This window comes from Streptomyces sp. NPDC102360 (assembly GCF_044766085.1).
In the GTDB taxonomy this organism is placed as follows: Bacteria; Actinomycetota; Actinomycetes; order Streptomycetales; family Streptomycetaceae; genus Streptomyces.
This window is the reverse complement of sequence record NZ_JBIWLG010000001.1, coordinates 919,538-937,427: the sequence shown is the minus strand read 5'-3', so window position 1 is coordinate 937,427 and position 17,890 is coordinate 919,538. Positions and strand designations below refer to the sequence as shown.

Annotated in this window: 16 protein-coding genes and 2 pseudogenes; 13 read left to right on the top strand and 5 right to left on the bottom strand. The window is 67.6% G+C overall.

Features of this window, described 5'->3' with window-relative positions; translation table 11 throughout:
• Nucleotides 1-69 precede the first annotated feature (69 nt).
• The gene (locus tag ACIRHA_RS04285; protein ID WP_403839654.1) at nucleotides 70-531 is read left to right on the top strand and encodes a hypothetical protein; all 462 of its coding nucleotides are present in this window, start codon (nucleotides 70-72) and stop codon (nucleotides 529-531) included.
• On the opposite strand, the gene ACIRHA_RS04280 is transcribed toward ACIRHA_RS04285, so the two are convergent.
• Nucleotides 528-788 (bottom strand): hypothetical protein, encoded by a 261-nt coding sequence (locus ACIRHA_RS04280; protein WP_403839652.1) that lies wholly within the window; start codon nucleotides 786-788, stop codon nucleotides 528-530. The genes ACIRHA_RS04285 and ACIRHA_RS04280 overlap by 4 nt on opposite strands.
• Before the next feature lie 291 nt (nucleotides 789-1,079).
• On the opposite strand from ACIRHA_RS04280, the gene ACIRHA_RS04275 reads away from it, so the two are divergent.
• From ACIRHA_RS04275 to ACIRHA_RS04260, 4 genes and pseudogenes are all read left to right on the top strand, one after another.
• Nucleotides 1,080-2,444: a hypothetical protein gene (locus tag ACIRHA_RS04275; RefSeq protein ID WP_403839650.1), complete on the top strand. Its 1,365-nt coding sequence runs from the start codon at nucleotides 1,080-1,082 to the stop codon at nucleotides 2,442-2,444.
• A gap of 103 nt (nucleotides 2,445-2,547) precedes the next feature.
• The gene (locus tag ACIRHA_RS04270) at nucleotides 2,548-3,021 is read left to right on the top strand and encodes a hypothetical protein (RefSeq protein WP_403839648.1); all 474 of its coding nucleotides are present in this window, start codon (nucleotides 2,548-2,550) and stop codon (nucleotides 3,019-3,021) included.
• Nucleotides 3,022-3,195: 174 nt separating this feature from the next.
• A pseudogene (locus ACIRHA_RS04265) lies at nucleotides 3,196-3,913 on the top strand (transposase); the annotation flags it as partial.
• A gap of 16 nt (nucleotides 3,914-3,929) precedes the next feature.
• Nucleotides 3,930-4,259 carry a FadR/GntR family transcriptional regulator gene (locus ACIRHA_RS04260; RefSeq protein ID WP_403842090.1) on the top strand — a complete coding sequence of 110 codons (330 nt, stop codon included), beginning with the start codon at nucleotides 3,930-3,932 and terminating at the stop codon, nucleotides 4,257-4,259.
• A 67-nt stretch (nucleotides 4,260-4,326) separates the two neighbouring features.
• On the opposite strand, the pseudogene ACIRHA_RS04255 reads toward ACIRHA_RS04260, so the two are convergent.
• Nucleotides 4,327-5,382: pseudogene (locus ACIRHA_RS04255) on the bottom strand (acyltransferase family protein); the annotation flags it as partial.
• 336 nt (nucleotides 5,383-5,718) lie between these two features.
• On the opposite strand from ACIRHA_RS04255, the gene ACIRHA_RS04250 reads away from it, so the two are divergent.
• Nucleotides 5,719-6,429 (top strand): GntR family transcriptional regulator, encoded by a 711-nt coding sequence (locus tag ACIRHA_RS04250; protein ID WP_403839646.1) that lies wholly within the window; start codon nucleotides 5,719-5,721, stop codon nucleotides 6,427-6,429.
• Between the two features lie 21 nt (nucleotides 6,430-6,450).
• Here the strand turns inward: ACIRHA_RS04250 and ACIRHA_RS04245 are convergent, their stop codons facing one another.
• The 3 genes from ACIRHA_RS04245 to ACIRHA_RS04235 all read right to left on the bottom strand — a co-directional run bounded on the left by ACIRHA_RS04245 (nucleotide 6,451) and on the right by ACIRHA_RS04235 (nucleotide 10,484).
• The gene (locus tag ACIRHA_RS04245) at nucleotides 6,451-7,587 is read right to left on the bottom strand and encodes an ABC transporter ATP-binding protein (protein ID WP_403839644.1); all 1,137 of its coding nucleotides are present in this window, start codon (nucleotides 7,585-7,587) and stop codon (nucleotides 6,451-6,453) included.
• 17 nt (nucleotides 7,588-7,604) lie between these two features.
• The gene (locus ACIRHA_RS04240; RefSeq protein ID WP_403839642.1) at nucleotides 7,605-9,293 is read right to left on the bottom strand and encodes an ABC transporter permease; all 1,689 of its coding nucleotides are present in this window, start codon (nucleotides 9,291-9,293) and stop codon (nucleotides 7,605-7,607) included.
• Nucleotides 9,294-9,416: 123 nt separating this feature from the next.
• A complete protein-coding gene (locus ACIRHA_RS04235; RefSeq protein ID WP_403839640.1) occupies nucleotides 9,417-10,484 on the bottom strand; it encodes an ABC transporter substrate-binding protein in 1,068 nt (355 codons plus the stop codon).
• Between the two features lie 680 nt (nucleotides 10,485-11,164).
• Here ACIRHA_RS04235 and ACIRHA_RS04230 point away from each other — a divergent pair.
• From ACIRHA_RS04230 to ACIRHA_RS04200, 7 genes are all read left to right on the top strand, one after another.
• Entirely contained in the window at nucleotides 11,165-12,061 is an 897-nt protein-coding gene (locus ACIRHA_RS04230; RefSeq protein WP_403839638.1) for a hypothetical protein, read from the top strand.
• 49 nt (nucleotides 12,062-12,110) lie between these two features.
• The gene (locus ACIRHA_RS04225; RefSeq protein WP_403839636.1) at nucleotides 12,111-12,977 is read left to right on the top strand and encodes an amidohydrolase family protein; all 867 of its coding nucleotides are present in this window, start codon (nucleotides 12,111-12,113) and stop codon (nucleotides 12,975-12,977) included.
• The gene (locus ACIRHA_RS04220; RefSeq protein ID WP_403839634.1) at nucleotides 12,974-14,059 is read left to right on the top strand and encodes an ABC transporter substrate-binding protein; all 1,086 of its coding nucleotides are present in this window, start codon (nucleotides 12,974-12,976) and stop codon (nucleotides 14,057-14,059) included. The genes ACIRHA_RS04225 and ACIRHA_RS04220 overlap by 4 nt, the downstream gene beginning before the upstream one ends.
• A gap of 5 nt (nucleotides 14,060-14,064) precedes the next feature.
• Nucleotides 14,065-15,300, top strand: a complete 1,236-nt coding sequence (locus tag ACIRHA_RS04215) for an MFS transporter (protein WP_403842087.1) — start codon at nucleotides 14,065-14,067, stop codon at nucleotides 15,298-15,300.
• 190 nt (nucleotides 15,301-15,490) lie between these two features.
• Nucleotides 15,491-16,285: an ABC transporter ATP-binding protein gene (locus tag ACIRHA_RS04210; protein ID WP_403839632.1), complete on the top strand. Its 795-nt coding sequence runs from the start codon at nucleotides 15,491-15,493 to the stop codon at nucleotides 16,283-16,285.
• A gap of 89 nt (nucleotides 16,286-16,374) precedes the next feature.
• A complete protein-coding gene (locus tag ACIRHA_RS04205; RefSeq protein ID WP_403839630.1) occupies nucleotides 16,375-17,007 on the top strand; it encodes an SRPBCC domain-containing protein in 633 nt (210 codons plus the stop codon).
• A complete protein-coding gene (locus ACIRHA_RS04200; protein ID WP_403839628.1) occupies nucleotides 17,004-17,864 on the top strand; it encodes an HpcH/HpaI aldolase/citrate lyase family protein in 861 nt (286 codons plus the stop codon). The genes ACIRHA_RS04205 and ACIRHA_RS04200 overlap by 4 nt, the downstream gene beginning before the upstream one ends.
• Nucleotides 17,865-17,890: the final 26 nt, after the last annotated feature.

Sequence of the window (17,890 nt, the reverse complement as noted above, 5' to 3'; positions counted from 1 at the left end):
GCGTATCGGGTCAGACCGGTGGACACGGCCTACAGATCTACGTACTTCCTATACCTGGAGGGCTTGGCGGTGGAATGGACCACGCTTGCGGCAACAAGTCTTGGGGCCATCATCGGCATCGGGTCCACGCTTCTGGCAGATCGTCTGCGCGCCGCGAGAGAACAGACCCAGCGTACCGAGGCGATGCGTCAACAGTTGTACGCCGACTACCTGGCAGCCCTCTCCCGCGTGGCCGATGACCTCCATGCACTTGGGAGCAGCACCGATCGGACCGAAATGAGAGCCCGCGTGAGCGAGACATGGCGCAGAGGCGATGCCTATCCACTCCGCTATCACATGACAATCTCGGCCCCTCCCAACATGGTCCCCGTATCCGACAGCTGCTTCCGCCGTCTACGCGCTTTCCGTGACGTCGTGGCGACTGGGGCCGGAAGCGGCACTCCGTCCTTTGAAGCGGCCCAGAACGCCTACGACCAAGCGCTGACCACCCTTCGCGGGCTGATGAGAACCGATCTGAACACCCCCAGCTAGACCTCACACCGCTTCACCTTCAAACGGTCTGTTCCATACGCCAGATGGAACTCAATGGCTCCCGCGTGCAGCGTGTACGGCGCCCGACGGAATACGTGTGGCGCTCTCCCGGGCGAACAACTCGATTCCTCGGACAGTTCATCCAACCCCTCGGCTGCAACCAACTGCAGCAGGCGCGGCAGTTCGTGGGCCTCGTCAGGGGGCAGTTTCTCCAGGGCGGGGCTGCCGGCGTCCTGGGCCGAGATGAGGTTGCTCATGTCTGCGCTGATGCCCGTCTCAGCGCCGGGCCCGTGGTTCGGCATCCCCGACTCGCAAAAGTGCACCCCCCACGGGCGCAGCCGCAGGCACGAGTGCCGTCGGGGCCTGCGGATCGAAAGCAGGCAGGATGCGCGCTATGTCTGTAACCGGCTTGGACGACCTATAGGCGGATGGGGCGAGAATTGGCCAGGCTGTCGCCAGTGTTGTGGTTCAGGTTTTAGAGCAGTACGTGGGGCGTAGCGTCGGTAGTGGGGAGATGCTGACGTATCGCAGGGGGACGCTTGGCCGGTATGCACGGGCAGAACGGGCCGGACCTGTTCTCCGGATCAGATCCTGAGGATGACCTGCTGGCACAGTTGCCTCCTTTCGTCGCTCCGGTCGCGGCGTCGCGTGGTGCGGTGGTGGCGGACGCCACGTCGTTGCGGATCACCGAGGCCATCCATGATGCGTTCGGTGATCTCTCTTCCGAGCGGGGCCTGACGCGTTCCGAGCTCGAGGCGGCCTGCTCTGCGGTGGCCAGCCCGGAGGCCTTCGACCAGCGGTTCGGGGTGTTCGTCGCGCTGCGTCTCCTGGAGCGGGTGCGGGAGAAGGCTCACGAGGGCCGCTACGTGTTCAATCCCACCAGCGGTGCTGCGCTGCTTGTCTTCGAGCGTCTGGCCGAGGCCGGCGGGGTGGAGGAGATCATGTCTCTCCTCGACCGGACGCAGCGGGATGTGGCGAGCGGGGTACTGGACGAGAAGGAGCTTGTGCGCAGGCTCAGGCGGGTGCGGCGCGACTTGCGCATCACCACGGACTATCTGCTGAGGCGGGTCCGGTCCCGCCCGATCGAGGAGCTGCTCGGGCAGCGTCAACACCATCGTGCGAAGGCTCCACTGATGGTCAACGCCCAGCGGTTGGTGGAGGTGGTGTCCCGCGACTTCCCGGGGCTGCGGACGAACGAGACGCACCTGATCCGGGAGGCGCTGCGCTACTCCGCGGCCGTCGACGAGTTCTACGACCGGCTGCTTGCCCAGGCCAGTACGCGGCGGGACTTCAGCATGCTCCCGGCGGAGCAGTATCGGACGGCGGCGCTGACATCGTCGATGGCAGCGCTGGCCGGTGTGTTCTCGGAGGTGGTGTTCGATCCGCCCGCGATTCAGGCGTCGCCAGCGGGGACTTTGGAGGCGGCCGCGAAGCACCGTCCGCCCGCTCCGCGTAGGCGGGCCGCTCCCCCGCCGGAGCCGGCGCCGGGGCCCGATCCGGTCGAGACGGCCCGGGCGCGTGCCGCTGCGCTGCGGGAACAGCGTCTGGCTGCGATGGAGTTGCTGATCGGCGGGCAGGACGAGGCCGATCTGACGCAGGCGCTGCGAGGGCGGTCGTGGACAGCGGCTGTCACGATGCTCGCCCGGGCCCTGCGTGCCTCGGCGGACCCGTCGGTGCCGTTCATGGTGCAGGTGTCCGGCGGGCTCGCGATCGATCCGGCCGGCCCGGTGACATACGCGTCTCCGGTGTCGCTGTTCGCCGGCGTCGATCCGGCCCGGCGGCGGACTTCTTCCACACCGACACGACCACTGGCAGACGGCTTTACGCACAGGCGTTTCTGGAACACGGCACCCGCAGACTCCACTTCACCGGCGTCGCCGCGCAGGGATGATCTTGAACCCGCGTATTGGTAATTGCAGTGTCTTCGGGCAGCAGGGTGCGCGCCTGCTCAACGGTCGCGATCATGACTCTCGCATCTCAAGAATCTCCCAACTCCCTTTGCCCTAGCCTTCATTCATGACCTGGACAGCTCTTGTGGCCACACTGGTCGGTGCGGCCATCGCCACCGGTTCGTCCCTGCTCATCGAAGGGCGCCGTGACCGACGCTCAACGGCTACAGAATGGCGCCAAGCACGACGCATCCTGTACGGGGCCTTCCTCGGAGCTATGACACGGGCTCGCAGCGAGCTGTACATGCTCAGCCGCGATGACCAGATATCAGGTATCGAGCGCCTGCGTAGCGCCCGCGAGAGCTTCGCCCAGTGCTACGAGACGCGTTACGAACTAGAGGTCTTCGCGCCACAAAGTGTGGTGCTACCGGCCCTGGGCTACTTCCGGGCCGTGCGCCGCGTACGCGATGCCGTAGCAGCTGGTCAGCCGCATGACGCTCCAGAAATGGATGCCCTTCGCGACGCCGTTACGGCAACTCTGCGCGTGACCCGTGATGCCATGCGCAAGGACATGCGGACAGACGCCATCACGACAGACTAAGGCCGCCCTCTTAGCTTGGCGTTTATCCTCGCAGGTCACCCGACCTGCTGATGTGCAGTTCTTCCCAGGACAGCGGGGACGGCCGTTCTCCACGCTTCGAGATGTCGAGTAACGAAGCACGAGAGAACGGCCGCTGCTCTGAGTTTCCCTGCCGCCAGGTCCGCAAGCGAGGCGTTGGACGTCTTGTCCCGCTTTCGGGTTGAGTTCTACGAGAGTCTGTACGCCCGCGGTGACGCGCTCTTCGAGCTCACCGACGCGATCCTGTGTGCGGACGGGCCGGTGAAGACGCTGGTCGAGTTGTCGCTGGCCCTCGAACACCGGCGCCGGCACGGTGCCCTGTACGCCGCTTTGGACCGGGGCTGGCTGGAGCCTGCGCGGTTGCGGCGCGCGGTGGTCGGCCTGCCGCTGCCGAAGGCGGCGGACGGGCGGATCGTGCTGGCCGTGGATGTCAGCAACTGGCTCCGCCCCGACGCTGCGACCAGCAGCGACCAGCTGTTCTGCCACGTCTATGGGCGTGGGGACCGTAAGACGGACCAGTTCGTGCCGGGCTGGCCGTACTCCTTCGTCGCCGCGCTGGAGACCGGCCGGACCTCGTGGGTCGCGATGCTGGACGCTGTGCGCCTTGGCCGGGCGGACGACGCGACCACTGTCACCGCAGCCCAACTACGCGACGTGATCGAGCGGTTGATCCACACCGGGCAGTGGCAGGCGGGCGACCCGCAGATCTGGGTCACGATGGATGCCGGCTACAACGTCCGCCTACCTCGCCCACGCCCTGGCAGACCTCCCCGTCGCGCTGATCGGGCGCCTGCGCTCGGACCGTGTCATGCTCCGCGACCCCGGACCCGCCCGCTCCGGGCCACAAGGCCGAGCTCGCCGCCCGCCGGCTCACCGACCACCACGCGGAGTTGCTGCAGTCCATCGTGACCGCCGCCGAGGTGCCGGACATCAGCGAGCCGGACTTCGTGGCACTCGACGGGCGACTGCACCGCCAGGTCGCCGAGGCCAGCGGCTACCCTCTACTGCTGCACATGTGGGACTCGATCTCGACGCAGTTCGAGCAGTACTCGCTGCGCGTCATCGGCATGCCGGGCCGCCTGGAGCGGGCCCACGCCGACCACTGCGGAATCGTCGACGCGATCCTCGACCGCGACCACGAGTCGGCCGCCCGGCACGCTCACGACCACGTCGCCGCCGTCCAGCTCGAACTCCAGAAGGCGTCGAGAACGCGGCGCTGAGGCGGGACGCGTCGACTCGGGGACGGCGCTCACATCGAGGCACCGTGCTGCAGGCGACGATCGCACGTCAGTGAAGGCGTTGCTGGGCCCCTCGGACCGCGTCCGCCTTGAATGCCCAGTTCATGGTGGGTTCCATCACTCCGCGGAAGAGCCGACGGACGGGGGCCGTGCAGAGCACGGTCATCACGGCCGCGGCGATGGCAGTGACGGCGATCATGCCCCAAGAGGTGTGCACCCAAGAAGCGTCGTACCAATTCCAGATACGGGAGCCCTGGACGACGAAGCCGTGCAGCAGGTAGCCGTACAGCGTGCCCGCGCCCAGGGCCGTGCACCACAGCCGACGGCCGGGGACCCACGCCAGGAAGCACGCGACCAGGACCAGCGAGCAACCGAAGCCCGCCAATGTCATCACCGGGCCTGTCCACCAGGGCGCGCCCAGTTCCTGCGCGGCGTCCCGGTGGTCCAGCCACGATGAGTTCATGCGCGGCGCCGCCCAGAAGGAGAAGGCGATCGCCCCCGCGAACACAGGGACGGCGATGATCCGGGCGTGCCAGTTGCGTACCCAACTGAAGTGCTCGGAACGGAGGTTCAGGCCAAGGACGAAATACGGCAGGAACTGCAGGAGCCTCTGCATGTCCAGATCGTTGCCGATGCTCGGGACGAAGGACGCCAGAGCGGCGATGAGGAGCGACAGCGGCACCGGCCACCGCACCGCATTCCAGATCGGCGTCGTCAGGCGCCACACGAACAGGCAGACCAGGAACCAGGTGAGGTACCAGGGATCCAGGAGGCTGATGCCAAAGCCCGGATCATGGTCGGCGTACCGCTTGAAGAGCGAATACGCGGCCTCGAAGACGATGTAGGGCACTGCGACGCCGGTGACCAGGCGCTGGAGGCGGTCCCGGCGTATGTCGAAGCTTCGCGACATGTAGCCGGAGATGATGATGAAGGCCGGCATGTGCAGAGCGAAGACCAGTTCGTACAGGGCCGCGGCGGTGCTGCTGGTGTCCCGCAACGGCTCCCACGCGTGCCCGATGGCAACCAACACGATCGCCAGGTACCCATCGGGTGCTCTGAAGCCTTCGAGAGGTTCGGGGGCGGCAACGGCTTCCGCTTTCCGTTCACGGAGTCCGCCCTGTCCGTCATATGTACTGGCCTCCTCTTCAAAGCAACCTGCCGGCCCGCTGCACCGTCCTCACCAGTTACGACTCGCCTGGCGTCGGTGGCCCGGGCACGTTAGTCGCTCAGCATGAGAACCATCTGAGCACCAAAATTGTGCAACAATAATCGGACTTCACAGCAGGGACGAGAGGCCCACAGGGCGAAATATTCGCTCACCCGACGGCTCGCTCTCGCGCTTGAGGTTCGACGGGACCGTTCGTGCTGTTGTACAACTTCAACCAGAACTCGGCCGATCAACACGTGCGCCTGAACGCGGGACACCCTGGAGGACACCACCATGGCACTGGCTACGGGCACGGACCCGAGCAGCGAAGGCAGTTCGGATTCGGGTGCCAGCCGGACACTGCAGGCGTACAACGACCTGCGGGCCCTCCTCATGTCCGGTCACTACGAACCGGACTCGCGCCTCACCGAGTCGGACCTCACCGCACGCCTCGGGGTCTCCCGCGGGACGCTGCGTTCGGTGCTGGCGCGGCTCGCGCAGGAGGGGTACGTCACCGCGGAGGCGCACCGCAGCGCGCGGACCCGCTCGTTCTCCGTGGAGGAGGCGCTGGAGATCCTGGAGACCCGTGAGGTGCTGGAGGCCGCGCTGGCGGCGAGCGCCGCCGAGCGGGCCACCGACGCCGACATCGCCGCCATGACCGAGACCTGCAAACACATGTGGGAGCACCAGGTGCCGGGCGGGCGCGAGGAGTACTGGAAACTCAACCGCAGGTTCCACGAGCAGATCCGCGAGGCGGCGCGGCAGGCCACGCTCTCCCGGTTCGTCGACAGCCTGCTCTACCCGCTGGTCATGCAGCAGTACCGCGATGCGGACCGCCAGCACCCGCGCACCGACTCGGTGCGCGAGCACGAGGCGATCCTCGCCACGATCGTCACCCGTAACCCGGAGGCCGCCGCGGCGGCGATGCGGCACCATCTGTCGGCGGCCCGGCGCGCGCTGCAGTTGCAGCTCTCCGTCCCGGCCGATTCCCCGAAGGGCCGCTGACCGCCACCGCGGCACGCCGCCTCAACTCGCCAGGTAGCTCGTCGTGTCGGGGTCGAACCGTACGACGACCTCTTCGCCGGTGCGACAGCGCAGACTTGACCGGGCGGAGACGGTGAGCGACACATCAGCGGCGCGGACGACGAGTTCGAGCCGGTCCCCGAGGAACTCCGAGGACTCCACGGTGGCGAGGAACTCGTCGTCACCGAGCGCCTCTCCCCCGGTGGTGGTGCGCACCTCGACGTTCTCCGGGCGCACGCATACGAAGCCGCTGCTGCCGGGCCGTCGGTCCCCGTCGCCGGACGAGCGGAGACACAGGACCGGTCCGACCTCCGTCTTCGCGATCACACCACCGCCCGAACGCGTCGAGACGTCCTGCACGGGGAGCAGGTTGGCGCTGCCGATGAAGTCGGCGACGAAGGCCGAGCCGGGGTGGTCGTAGAGCCGCTCCGGTCGGTCGATCTGCTCGACGTGCCCCTTGTTCATCACGACCACCGTGTCGGAGAGCGCCAGCGCCTCGCCCTGGTCGTGGGTCACGTACAACGACGTGACCCCGAACTGCTCCTGGAAGGAGCGGAGTTCCTGGCGGAGCTTGGAGCGCAGCTTCGCGTCGAGGTTCGACAGGGGCTCGTCGAGGAGGAGTACCTCGGGGTCGCCGAGGAGTGCGCGGGCGAAGGCGAGGCGCTGCTGCTGGCCGCCGCTGAGCTGGGTGGCCCAGCGGTCCGCCATGGGGGCGAGGCCCACCTGGTCGAGCATGTCCATGGCCCGCTTGCGGATGTCCTGGCCCTTGCGGCGGTTGCGCCCGTGCCGCATCGGGAATGCCGCGTTGTCGAGGACGGTCATGTGCGGCCAGATCCCGTAGGACTGGGGCACCATCGCGATCGGCCGGTCCTCGGGGCGGACGTCGCGCTTCTGCGGCACGTCGAACACGATCTGGCCGCCCATCTCGATCCGGCCGCCGGTGGCATGTTCGAGTCCCGCGACACACCTCAGTGTCGTGGTCTTGCCGCAGCCGCTCGGTCCGAGCAGGGTGACGAACTGTCCCTTGGGGACGTCGAAGGAGACACCGTCGACCGCGTACGTGGTCTCGCCGCCGGCCGCCTTGTCGTAGGACTTCCGCAGCTCCGTGATGACGATCGAGTTCACGGGGTTCTTGCTCATCGTTTCCACCATCTCTCTCATGCCTCGTTCACGGTGCTGCGCCTGTTGACCAGCCACACCGCGGCTGTCGAGATCACCACGAGCACCACCGCGAGGGCGCTCGCCGTCGGGTTGTCGACGCTGGAGGTGAAGGTGTCCCACAGGACGACCACCAGGGTGCGGTTGTCCGAACTGGTCAGCAGAAGCGCGATCGGGAGCTCGCCCAGCGCGTGCGCGAAGACCCATAGCCACGTCTTCCACAGCGTCGACCGCAGCAGCGGCAGCAGCACCGTCCGCGTCACGGTGAACGGACTCGCGCCGGTCACCCGGGCGGCTTCGATGAGGCCGTCGTCCAACTGCACCAGCGCCGTCTGCACCATGCGCGATCCCCGGGGAAGGAACCGGGTCACCAGCGCCACGACGATGATCCATACGGTGCCGTAAATCGGGATGGGCACGAACAGATAGAGGAACAGAACGGCGGCGCCGAGAACGACGCTCGGAATTCCGAAGACCGCGAACTGCGTCTCGAACAGCAGCGTGCTGCCGGGGAATTGGCGGCGCGCGGCCGCCACGGCGATCCATACCGACATCGCCGTGGTCACCGTCGCAGTGACCAGGACCACCTCCGCCGTGTTCAGCAGGATCTGCCCGATGTCCGGGATGTCGAGCAGGTGGCTGTAGTTGGAGAACGTCATCGACTCGAATCCCGACCAGGTGACGGGTCGGGTGTACGGCGAGAAGCTCGTCCACAGCAGCGCCAGAATGGGCAGGACGACGCCGATGAACATGTAGACACAGACGACGATGAACACCGGGATCCGCCAGCGGCCGAGGCTCACGCGGGTCTGCCGGTATCCCTTGCCGACCACGACGCGGAACCGGTGGGTGTCGCGTACGCGCCGCCGGTACACGAAGAGCAGGACGAGTGACACGGCGAGGATGAGGACACCGTACGTACAGGCCTGGCCGTAATTGGGAATTCCGCCCGGCGGCTGCAGCGAGTACTGGATGAGGCTGCTGAACACGAAGATCTTGTCCGGCAGACCGAGGATCGCGGGAATCGCGAAGCCCTCAAGAGCCACTACGATGAGCAGGATTCCGGCGGCCGACACGGCCGGCACCACGAGCGGCAGGACGATCAGGCGCAGGCGTCGCCACAGCGGGGCGCCCACCGCGGCCGCGGCCTCCTCCAGCTCCGGGTTGAGCCGGGCGAAGGCGGGCGCGATCATCAGATACATGCTGGGCACGCCGAAGATGCCCATCACGAGGATCATTCCCGGGATGGAATAGATGTCGATCTGCACGCCGAAGAGCTTGTGGATGATGATGGCCAGTGGGCCGTTGGCCGGGTTGGCGACCAGAGCCCAGGCGATCGCCATCACGGTGACCGGAACCGCCATCGGCGCCAGCGCGAGCGGGCTGAGGAATCGGCGTCCGGGAATGTCGGTCCGCTCGAAGAGATAGGCCATCGAGAGGCTGAGCACGAGGGCGACGATCAGCGAACCGACCACATACAGGACGGTGTTGAGCGTCACCGATCCGAGCCGGCTGGACTCGAACACGTTCTGGAAATTCTCCAGCGAGAAGCCGGGGACCTCGAAGGGGAGATCGAGGCTGGACGGCTTCAGGCTGCTGTAGATCAGGATCGCGAGGGGGAACAGGACGAGATATCCCACCAGGACGACCATGGCCAGGTTCATCAGCGCGCCCGCTGCCGACGACACCTTCGAGGCTCGCGATGCGGAACGGATCTCCGGGGCCGCCGGGGCTTCCGCATTCGATGTATCTGGTTCTTCTTCGGTCTTCAGGGCCATCGCGGACCTCCGATTCTGGACGTGATCATGCACCTAGCCCACATCTGTCCCGAATTCCTTCTCCACCTTGGGATAGAACCCGGAGAGCCTGTTGTACTTCTGGAGTGTCGTGGTGCCGTACCACTTCAAGTCCGCCTTGCACAGCGCTTGAAGCACGGCGGTGTCACCGGGATCCGAGCAGTCGGTGTTCACCGGGATCCGGGAGTTGTAGCTCTTCGCGAGCAGTTTCTGGGCCTCGTCCGAGGACAGGAACGAGGTGAGGAGCGCCCCCGCGGCCGGGTGCGGAGCACCCTTGGGGACGTAGAGGTACGACTCGCTGGCACTGGTCGGCGAGACCGGTGCGATGGCGACGGGTGCGCCCTTGGCCTTCGCGGCGAGCACCAGGCTGGCGAGGCTGGTGCCGAGGCTCACCTCGCCCGTCTCGATGGGTGACTCGGCCTGGGTGACGTTCGGCGAGTAGTGCGGCTTCAGCGCGGCGAACTTCTTGGACCAGGCAAGGGCCTCCTTCTCTCCCATCGAGCCGTCGAGGTCCCAGACCGACATGAACGACGCGCGCGACTCCGCCGAGATCTTGCCACCGGACCAGCGCGCGTCGAGCAGGTCGTCCCAACTCTTGGGCACGTCCGCGGCTTTGACCTTGTCGGTGTTGTACGCCCACACCTTGGGTGTGGCCCAGACATACACGAAGTTCTTGGCGAAGACGTTCTCCTTGGCGATGCCGTACTTCGCCCAGTCGATGTCACCAGCGAGTCCGACCGCGGGACTCATGGTGAGTCCGCCGGCGTTCGCCACGTCGATCGACACCTTCTTGGCGGCCTGTTCCAGCCTGAGCTGACTCACCTGGTCGGGAGCCTTGATGTTGGTGTACTTCACCTTGATGCCGGGGTACTTCTTCTCGAACAGGTCGATGGCCGGCTGCATCTGCGCCTCCGGGTTCCACGAGGCCCACTCGACCTCGCCCTCCTGATCGGCCTGCTTCACCAGGGCAGTCCTCGACGAGGGGAGTTCGGCGCTCTCCGCTGTCGTCCCGCAGCCGGTCACGGCGGCCGTCACCAGCAGCGCGAGCGCCGCCGCCACCCGGCCCTTCGCGTGGTGTCTCATCGTCATCCCCTCCTAGGGGTAGGCGCCCAACGTCCCGTTGGACACCCGGTCGTCGCACGCGCTGAACAGCACGTCGCTCTTCCGCACCGCGCGGCAGGCCCCGTCGGGAGGCGTGGGTTCGTTTGCGCACCGGATGCGCCGACGGAGGTCTCCTGTCGGCGCCATGGGGCGCCCCCGCGCCGCCGTAAGGCCACGCTCGGGGCGATGCGGGCAGACGGCGCTGGGGAGACCGGCCAGGACAGTCATACGCGGCTCAAGCGCTTTGTTAAACAAAATGGACCGTAGCACCGGCCTCGTCTGCCGTGAACCCCGTCACAGCAAAATCCCGATTGCTCACCGTTTCCGCTTGTCCCAGGCCTGGGCGCCGGTTCCCCCGAGGTCGCATGGGTCCCCTTCATTGTTAGACAATGGATCGGACGGCCCGCACGCAGACCTCCCACGGCGCCGACCGGGGCGCACCTTGAGGAACGGTTACCCTCCACCACCCGTGGCGAGGCGGCCCACACCCTCGGATTGTTTGACGATTCTCATCCATCGACCTTGTGTTGGGGCTTAAACCGCTGTTAACTTCCCAGCATTGTGCAACAAACAAGCGTGATGAGGGGAACCGACATGAGGAGCCAACTCCGCTGTAACGCACCTGACTTCGGGACACGGCGCGACCGCGCCCGGAGCGCACGATGACCCGGCTGACGGCGGCGCTGCGCCGTTACCCGCACACCGAGCCGCTGCTCGACGGCACCGTGAAGGTGACCGACTGCGAGCTCGAGTTCCCGGACATCGAGCCGATCCACCGGGCCTTCGCGCCGATGGTCCGCGAGCAGCGCTACGACGTCTCCGAGCTGGCCATCGCCACCCTGCTGCAGGCCGTCGAGGCGGGTGTGCCGATCGCCGCGCTCCCCGTGGTCCTGCACGGCAACTTCCACCACCGGTCCATCTCCGTATGGGGAGGTGAGGGGCGTCTTCGCCCGGAGGACCTGCACGGACACCGCATCGGTGTGCGCGCCTACAGCCAGACCACGGCCCTGTGGGTGCGGGGTGTGCTCAGTGACAGCTACGGCGTTCGGTCCGAGGACGTGACATGGGTGACCACCGAGGGCGCACACGTCGACGGCGCCCCCGAGCCGCCCAACGTGGAGCGCACATCGCTCAAGCTGGTCGACGCGCTGCGGCAGGGTGATGTCTCCGCGGTCGTCATGGGGGCCCGGTCCGCCGACCATGTCGACGGCCTCGTCCCGCTCATCCCCGACGCGAAGGAGCGCCAGGCGCGGTTCCTCGACCGCCACGGCTGGGTTCCCATCAACCATCTCGCCGTCGTGCGGGGGGACCTCCTGGAGTCCGAGCCCGGCCTCGTACGTTCGGTCTACCAGGGACTCTGCGCCAGTATCGACGCCGCGCGACCCGTCGAGCCCAGCGGTTCCACCCGCGAACTGGTGGTGCAGCACGGGATGAGCGACACCCTCCTGGCCACCCTCCAGACGGCCATCCGCCACGCCCGCGAGCAGGGACTCATCACGTCCGACATGGACGCGGCGGACCTGTTCGCCGACTTCAACCGGCACGTGGGCCGGGTCTGACCCGCCGCGCGACACACTGCCGCACCCGCAACACGCCTGAGGAGCATTGATGCAGTACTTCGACACTCACACCCATGCCATGTCGAGCGACACGGACACCTATCCGCTACGCCCGCTCGGCGGGACGCAGTCGGAGTGGTCGCAGACCCGTCCCATTGATGTCTCGGGCCTGATCAGGCACCTGGACGAGGCGGGCGTCGAGCGGGCCGCGCTCGTCCACGCGTCGACGGTCTACGGCTTCGACAACCGGTACGCGGCCGACGCCCTGGCCAAGCACCCGGACCGGCTGGTGGGAGTGTGCGCCGTCGACTTCCTCTCCGACTCGGCGGTGCCCGACCTCAAGCACTGGATCGAGGAGCGCGGCTTCAGCGGTGTCCGCATCCGGGTGTCCGACGGCACCACGAAGGTCCCCACGCCGGGCTCCGGGATCTCGGACGAACGCATGGGCGCGGTGTGGGAGTACGTGGAGAGCCGCGGCGTGCCCGTGTGCGTCCAGATGCACTCGAAGGACGCCGACCAGCTCGCCCATGTCCTGGACACGCACCCGACGTTGACCGTGCTGCTGGACCACGCAGGACGCCCCAACGCCACCGGCGGACCCGCGTACCCGAAGCTCGACGAACTCGGGCAGCTGGCCCGGTTCCCCGGCGTCCACCTCAAGATCACACCTCCGGCGCTGCGCCGCCTCGGCAGCGAGCCGGGGGTCGACGTGCCCGAGGTCCTGCGCCGTCTCGCCGATGCCTTCGGCAGCGACCGCCTGATGTGGGGGTCGAACTTCCCGGCGTCCGAGGGCACCCTGAAGGACCTGCGCGAGTGGATCGAGGGCCATCTGTCCTGGATGGCCCCGGATGACCTCGCCAACGTCCTCGGTGGCAACGCCGCCCGTGTCTACAACGCGTCCGCGGTCACCCGATGAACGCGCCGGGGAAGCGCGGAAACCCGCGGCGCCACGCCTTCGCCGCGGCCACCGTACTGGTCACCGCGGCCTGCATGACCGGCTGCGGGGCGAAAGCCAAGAGCGCCGATCTGCCGAAGTCGATGGGCGGGCTGGAGAAGCAGGCCGCGCAGGAGGGCGAGGTCGAGTGGTCCGCCCCCAAGCCGCAGGCGCAGATGCAGCCCGCGATCGACCTCTTCGAGAAGAAGTACCCCGGCGTCAAGATCAAGTACACCAACACCAAGGCACCCGACCAGGTCAGCCAGCTCCGGATGGAGCAGGCCGCCGGGAAGGTGTCGGTCGACGTGGCCAACGCCGGCGGGCTCACCGTCGGACCGTCCGCCGACATGGCGGACGACATCGACTGGTCGCGGTACGGCATCGCCAAGAAGAACATGTTCGGCAACGGACTCGTCTACATCTGGGCGGTCCCCAAGGTGTGGGCGTACAACACCGAGAAGGTCAAGCCGGCTGATGTGCCCAAGAGTTGGGACGACCTGCTCGACCCCCGCTGGTCCGGCGGCAAGGTCTCGGCAGAGTCGCGCGCGTCGTTCCTGACCGCCTGGGACGTGGACCCTGACCTGGGCGAGGCGAAAGCACTGGCGTGGGCGAAGAAATTCGCCGCGCAGAAGCCGCACTACGCGCCGAACACCACCCAGACCGAGGCACCGGTCGAATCCGGCGAGGTGAGCATCGGCACCAGCCTCATCAACCTCGTACTGGAGGCGAAGAAGAAGGGCGCGCCCGTCGAGGTGGCGCCGATCTCCCCCACCAACGCCAACGAGTCGTACCTGTACGTCCCGAAGGGTGCCCAACACCCGGCCGCTGCGGCCCTGTTGACCTCGTTCCTGTCGTCCGACCCCGCACAGAAGGCCCTCGCGAAGACGTACAACTCGCGTATCCCCGCGAAGACCGACTGCTCGGACCCGGACGACACACCGGTCCTGGCGGCGATCTGCAAGGCGGGCCTGAAGTGGTACCCGACCTCGACGCTCGCCGACTACAACCGCCTCACGGCCTTCTTCCCCAAGGGCGAAAAGGCACTGGGCACGGACATCGGTTGACCGAGGTGACACCGGCCTCCGGGCATCCGGGCACCTTCGCCTCGCTCGGGATCAGGAACTACCGCCTGTTCTCCATCGGGCAGTTCACGTCCGTGGTCGGCAACTGGATGCAGAACATCGCCATCGGGTGGCTGACCCTCGAACTCACCCACAGCGCAACGATGCTCGGCATCGTGACCGGTGCCCGGTATCTGCCGGTGCTGCTGCTGGGTGTCTGGGGCGGTCTCGTGGTGGACCGCCGCGAGACACGTCGGCTGCTGCTGCTCACGCAGGTCTGCTTCGGTGTCCTGGCCGCGCTGCTGACCGTGCTGACCTGGGCAGGCCTCGTCACGCTGCCGCTGCTCATCGTGGTCATGCTGGCGCTCGGCCTGACGAACGTCTTCGACAATCCGGCGCGCCAGAAGCTCATCGGTGAACTCGTCGACGCCAAGCACCTGGCCAACGCCATCGCCATCAACTCCACGTTCATCAACACGGCCAAGCTCGCGGGGCCCGGCATCGCCGGATCCGTGCTCGCCACGCTGGGCGCGGCCCCGTGCTTCGCCCTGGACACCGTCTCGTTCCTGGCCGTCATCCTCAGCCTGCTCAGACTGCGGCCGGGCGAGATGCACCCGGCCGAACCCGAGGACAGCGGGCGGGGGCAGATCCGCGCCGGCCTCGCCCATGTCCGGCACACACCGGAACTGCTGTACCCGATGGTGATGGTGTACGTGACCGGGATCCTCACCTGGGAGTTCCCGGTGAGTCTGCCGCTGCTGACCACGTCGGTGTTCCGGGCGGGTCCGGTGGGCTACGGCACGGCCATGGCCGTGATGAGCCTGGGCGGGGTGGTCGGCGGGCTCCTTGCGATGCGCCGGCGCCGGCTCACCACTCGCTCGCTCTCCGTGTCGGCGGTGATCTGGGGCGTGGTGATCTGCGCCGCGGCGCTGGCTCCGACGCTGCCCGTGGCGCTGGTCCTGCTGGTGTTCGTCGGCTCAGCCTCGATCACCTTCAACTCCTCGGCCAAGACACTGATCCAGGTATCGGCCGCGCCTCGGATGCGCGGGCGGGTGCTGTCGGTGTGGTCGATCGGCTGGCTGGGCGGCACGGTCTTCGGCGGTCCCGCCGTAGGCGCGATCGGCGCGGCGTGGGGTGCCCGCTGGGCGCTGCTCGTCGGCGGAATCGCTGCGGCGGCCGTAGGCCTGGCCGTGATCGCGTTTTGTCCAACAGTTTCTCGGGGCGATCAGCCTGGAAACCTGTGAATGCGCGCCCTTTCCTGCAAAGTTCTTGTGCCCACACTACGGCAGTGTTACGTTCCCGTTGAAAGTTGTTGGACAATCTGAGTGACGCGGAGCGCCACCGTCGATTGAATCCACCCATGACCGCCGCCACAGGCGCGAGCGCACGGCCCCCGAATCAGCCCTTCGCGAGAAGGAGGCCGAGGAGACAGACATGTCGACCACCCAGCGCAACTTCCACCCGGAGGCCCTCCGCCTCGAGGGCGTCACCCTGCAGTTCCCCGGCACTCACCGGCCGGCGATCCAGGACGTGTCGTTCACGGTCGATCGCGGCAAGGTCGTCGCCGTCATCGGCCCCAGCGGGTGCGGCAAGAGCACCATCCTCAACCTGGCCGCCGGACTGCTCTCGCCCACGCAGGGCGAGGTGCACTACGCCGGCGAGCCGGTCACCACCGTCAACTCCGATGCGGCGTACGTGACGCAGCAGTCCCACCTGCTGCCGTGGCTGAGCGTCCGGGCCAACATCGGCCTGGCCCTCAAGTTCCGCAAGGTGCCCAAGGAGGAGCGCGAGACGCGCATCGCCCGCTGGATCGAGCTCGTCGGCCTCACCGGCTTCGAGGAGCACTACCCCCGCGAGCTGTCCGGCGGCATGCAGAAGCGCTGCGCCATCGCCCGGGCACTGATCTACGAACCGTCCATCGTGCTGATGGACGAGCCGTTCGGGCCGCTCGACGCCATCACCCGCCTCAGGCTCCAGCAGGAACTGCTGAACATCTGGCAGGAGCAGAACGGGACGCTCGTCTTCGTGACGCACGACCTCAACGAGGCTCTCTACCTGGCCGACGAGGTCATCGTGATGTCTCAGGGCCCCGGCACCATCCGCCGTGTCATCCAGGTCCCCTTCGAGCGGCCGCGCCAGATCGGCTCGCTCGTCGAGTCACCCGAGTTCTCCGAGCTCTACAACCACCTCTGGGGCCTCTTCGCGGCCGAGCAGGAAGTCGCCGCGTAGCACGGCAACGCGGTCCGCCCGCGCCCCAAGTCGCCCAACCATCACGGCAGTTGTGCCGTCATGCCTGCCGCCGAGTGAGGTTCACCGCTTTGATTACGATCACGGAAGAGATTGCCGTACCGAGTCCGCCCGACCGCGTCTGGGAGGTCATCTCCGACCCCTCGGCCGTCGTGTCCTGCATCGGCGGCGCCGAGCTCGGCGCTTCACACGACGACGGGTCCTTCGACGGGACCCTGGCCATCAGATTCGGTGGCATCCGCGTCAAGTTCGCCGCCCGCGTCTCCCTGGAGCTGGACGAGTCCACACACGAGGGCCGCCTCACGGCCCGCGGCGCGGACGGACAGGGCGCCACCCGGTTCAGCGCCTCCGCCACCTTCCGTGTCGTCGAGGGGGACACACCGGACAGCTCCCAGGTGTTCTGCGACGGCGAGATCAAGCTCAACGGCAAGCTCGCCAAGCTGATCGAGTCGGGCGCCGGGGCGGTGGTCTCCCGGATGACGAAGGAGTTCACCGGGCGGCTCATCGAGACATGTGCCGGCCCGGCCGAGGCCGAGACACCTGCGGCGACGCCCGCCGGCGCGCCCACCCAAGTGGCGCACCCGGTCGGCCTGTTCGCCCGCCTGCGGGCGTGGTGGGCCAGGCGACGCGGCCGACAGCCGCGATCCACTCAGCGCGCAGAGAACACATCCGGTGAAGCACTCGGCCAGGGAGGTCGGCGATGACAACGTCCAGGTTCAACAAGGTGATCGGCGAGCTGGACGCGGGCCGGCATGTCTTCGCCACCTTCTCCGCGGCCTCCCCGGCCGCAGCGTCCGAGCTGAGCAACTCGGACTACGACGCGGTGGTGTTCGAGATGGAGCACAAGCCCTGGGACATCAACGCCCTCAAGGACAGCTTCCAGTACCTGCTGAGCAGGCGGCAGGTCTTCGAGGCGGACAGCCTCGCCCCGGCCGTCACCCCGATCGTGCGCATCCCCGCCAACGGCGCGGAGAAGGCACAGTGGCACGCCAAACAGGCCCTGGACCTCGGCGCGTTCGGCATCATCTGGCCGCACATCTCCACTGTCGAGGAGGCCCGCAACGCGGTCGCGGCCTGCCGCTACCCGCGCCTTCCCGACGCACCCCTGTACGAACCGGCCGGCCTGCGCGGCGACGGCCCGCACGCGGCCACCCGCTACTGGGGCATCTCCAACATCGAGTACTACGCCAGGGCCGACGTGTGGCCGCTGGCCCCCGACGGGGAGATCCTCGTGGGCCTCATGATCGAGGACCAGCAGGGGATCGAGAACCTGCCGGACATCCTCGACCAGGTCCCGGGCATCGGCCTGATCCTCATCGGCGAGGGCGACATGAGCCAGGAACTGGGCGTCCCCCGCCAGTACGAGCACCCGCGCGTCCTGGAGTGCAAGCGCCGGATCCTCGACATCTGCGACGCACGCGGGATCGCCGTCGGCCACCCCCATGTGACGGCCGACAACGTCAAGCAGGTGCTCGACGACGGCTACCGGTTCCTGATGTCGGCGCCTGTGCGCACCTACCCCGGCCTTCACAAGGCCCGGGAGCTGACCGGCCGCGGGTGACGGGCCTTCGCCGCCCTCCCCCTGCC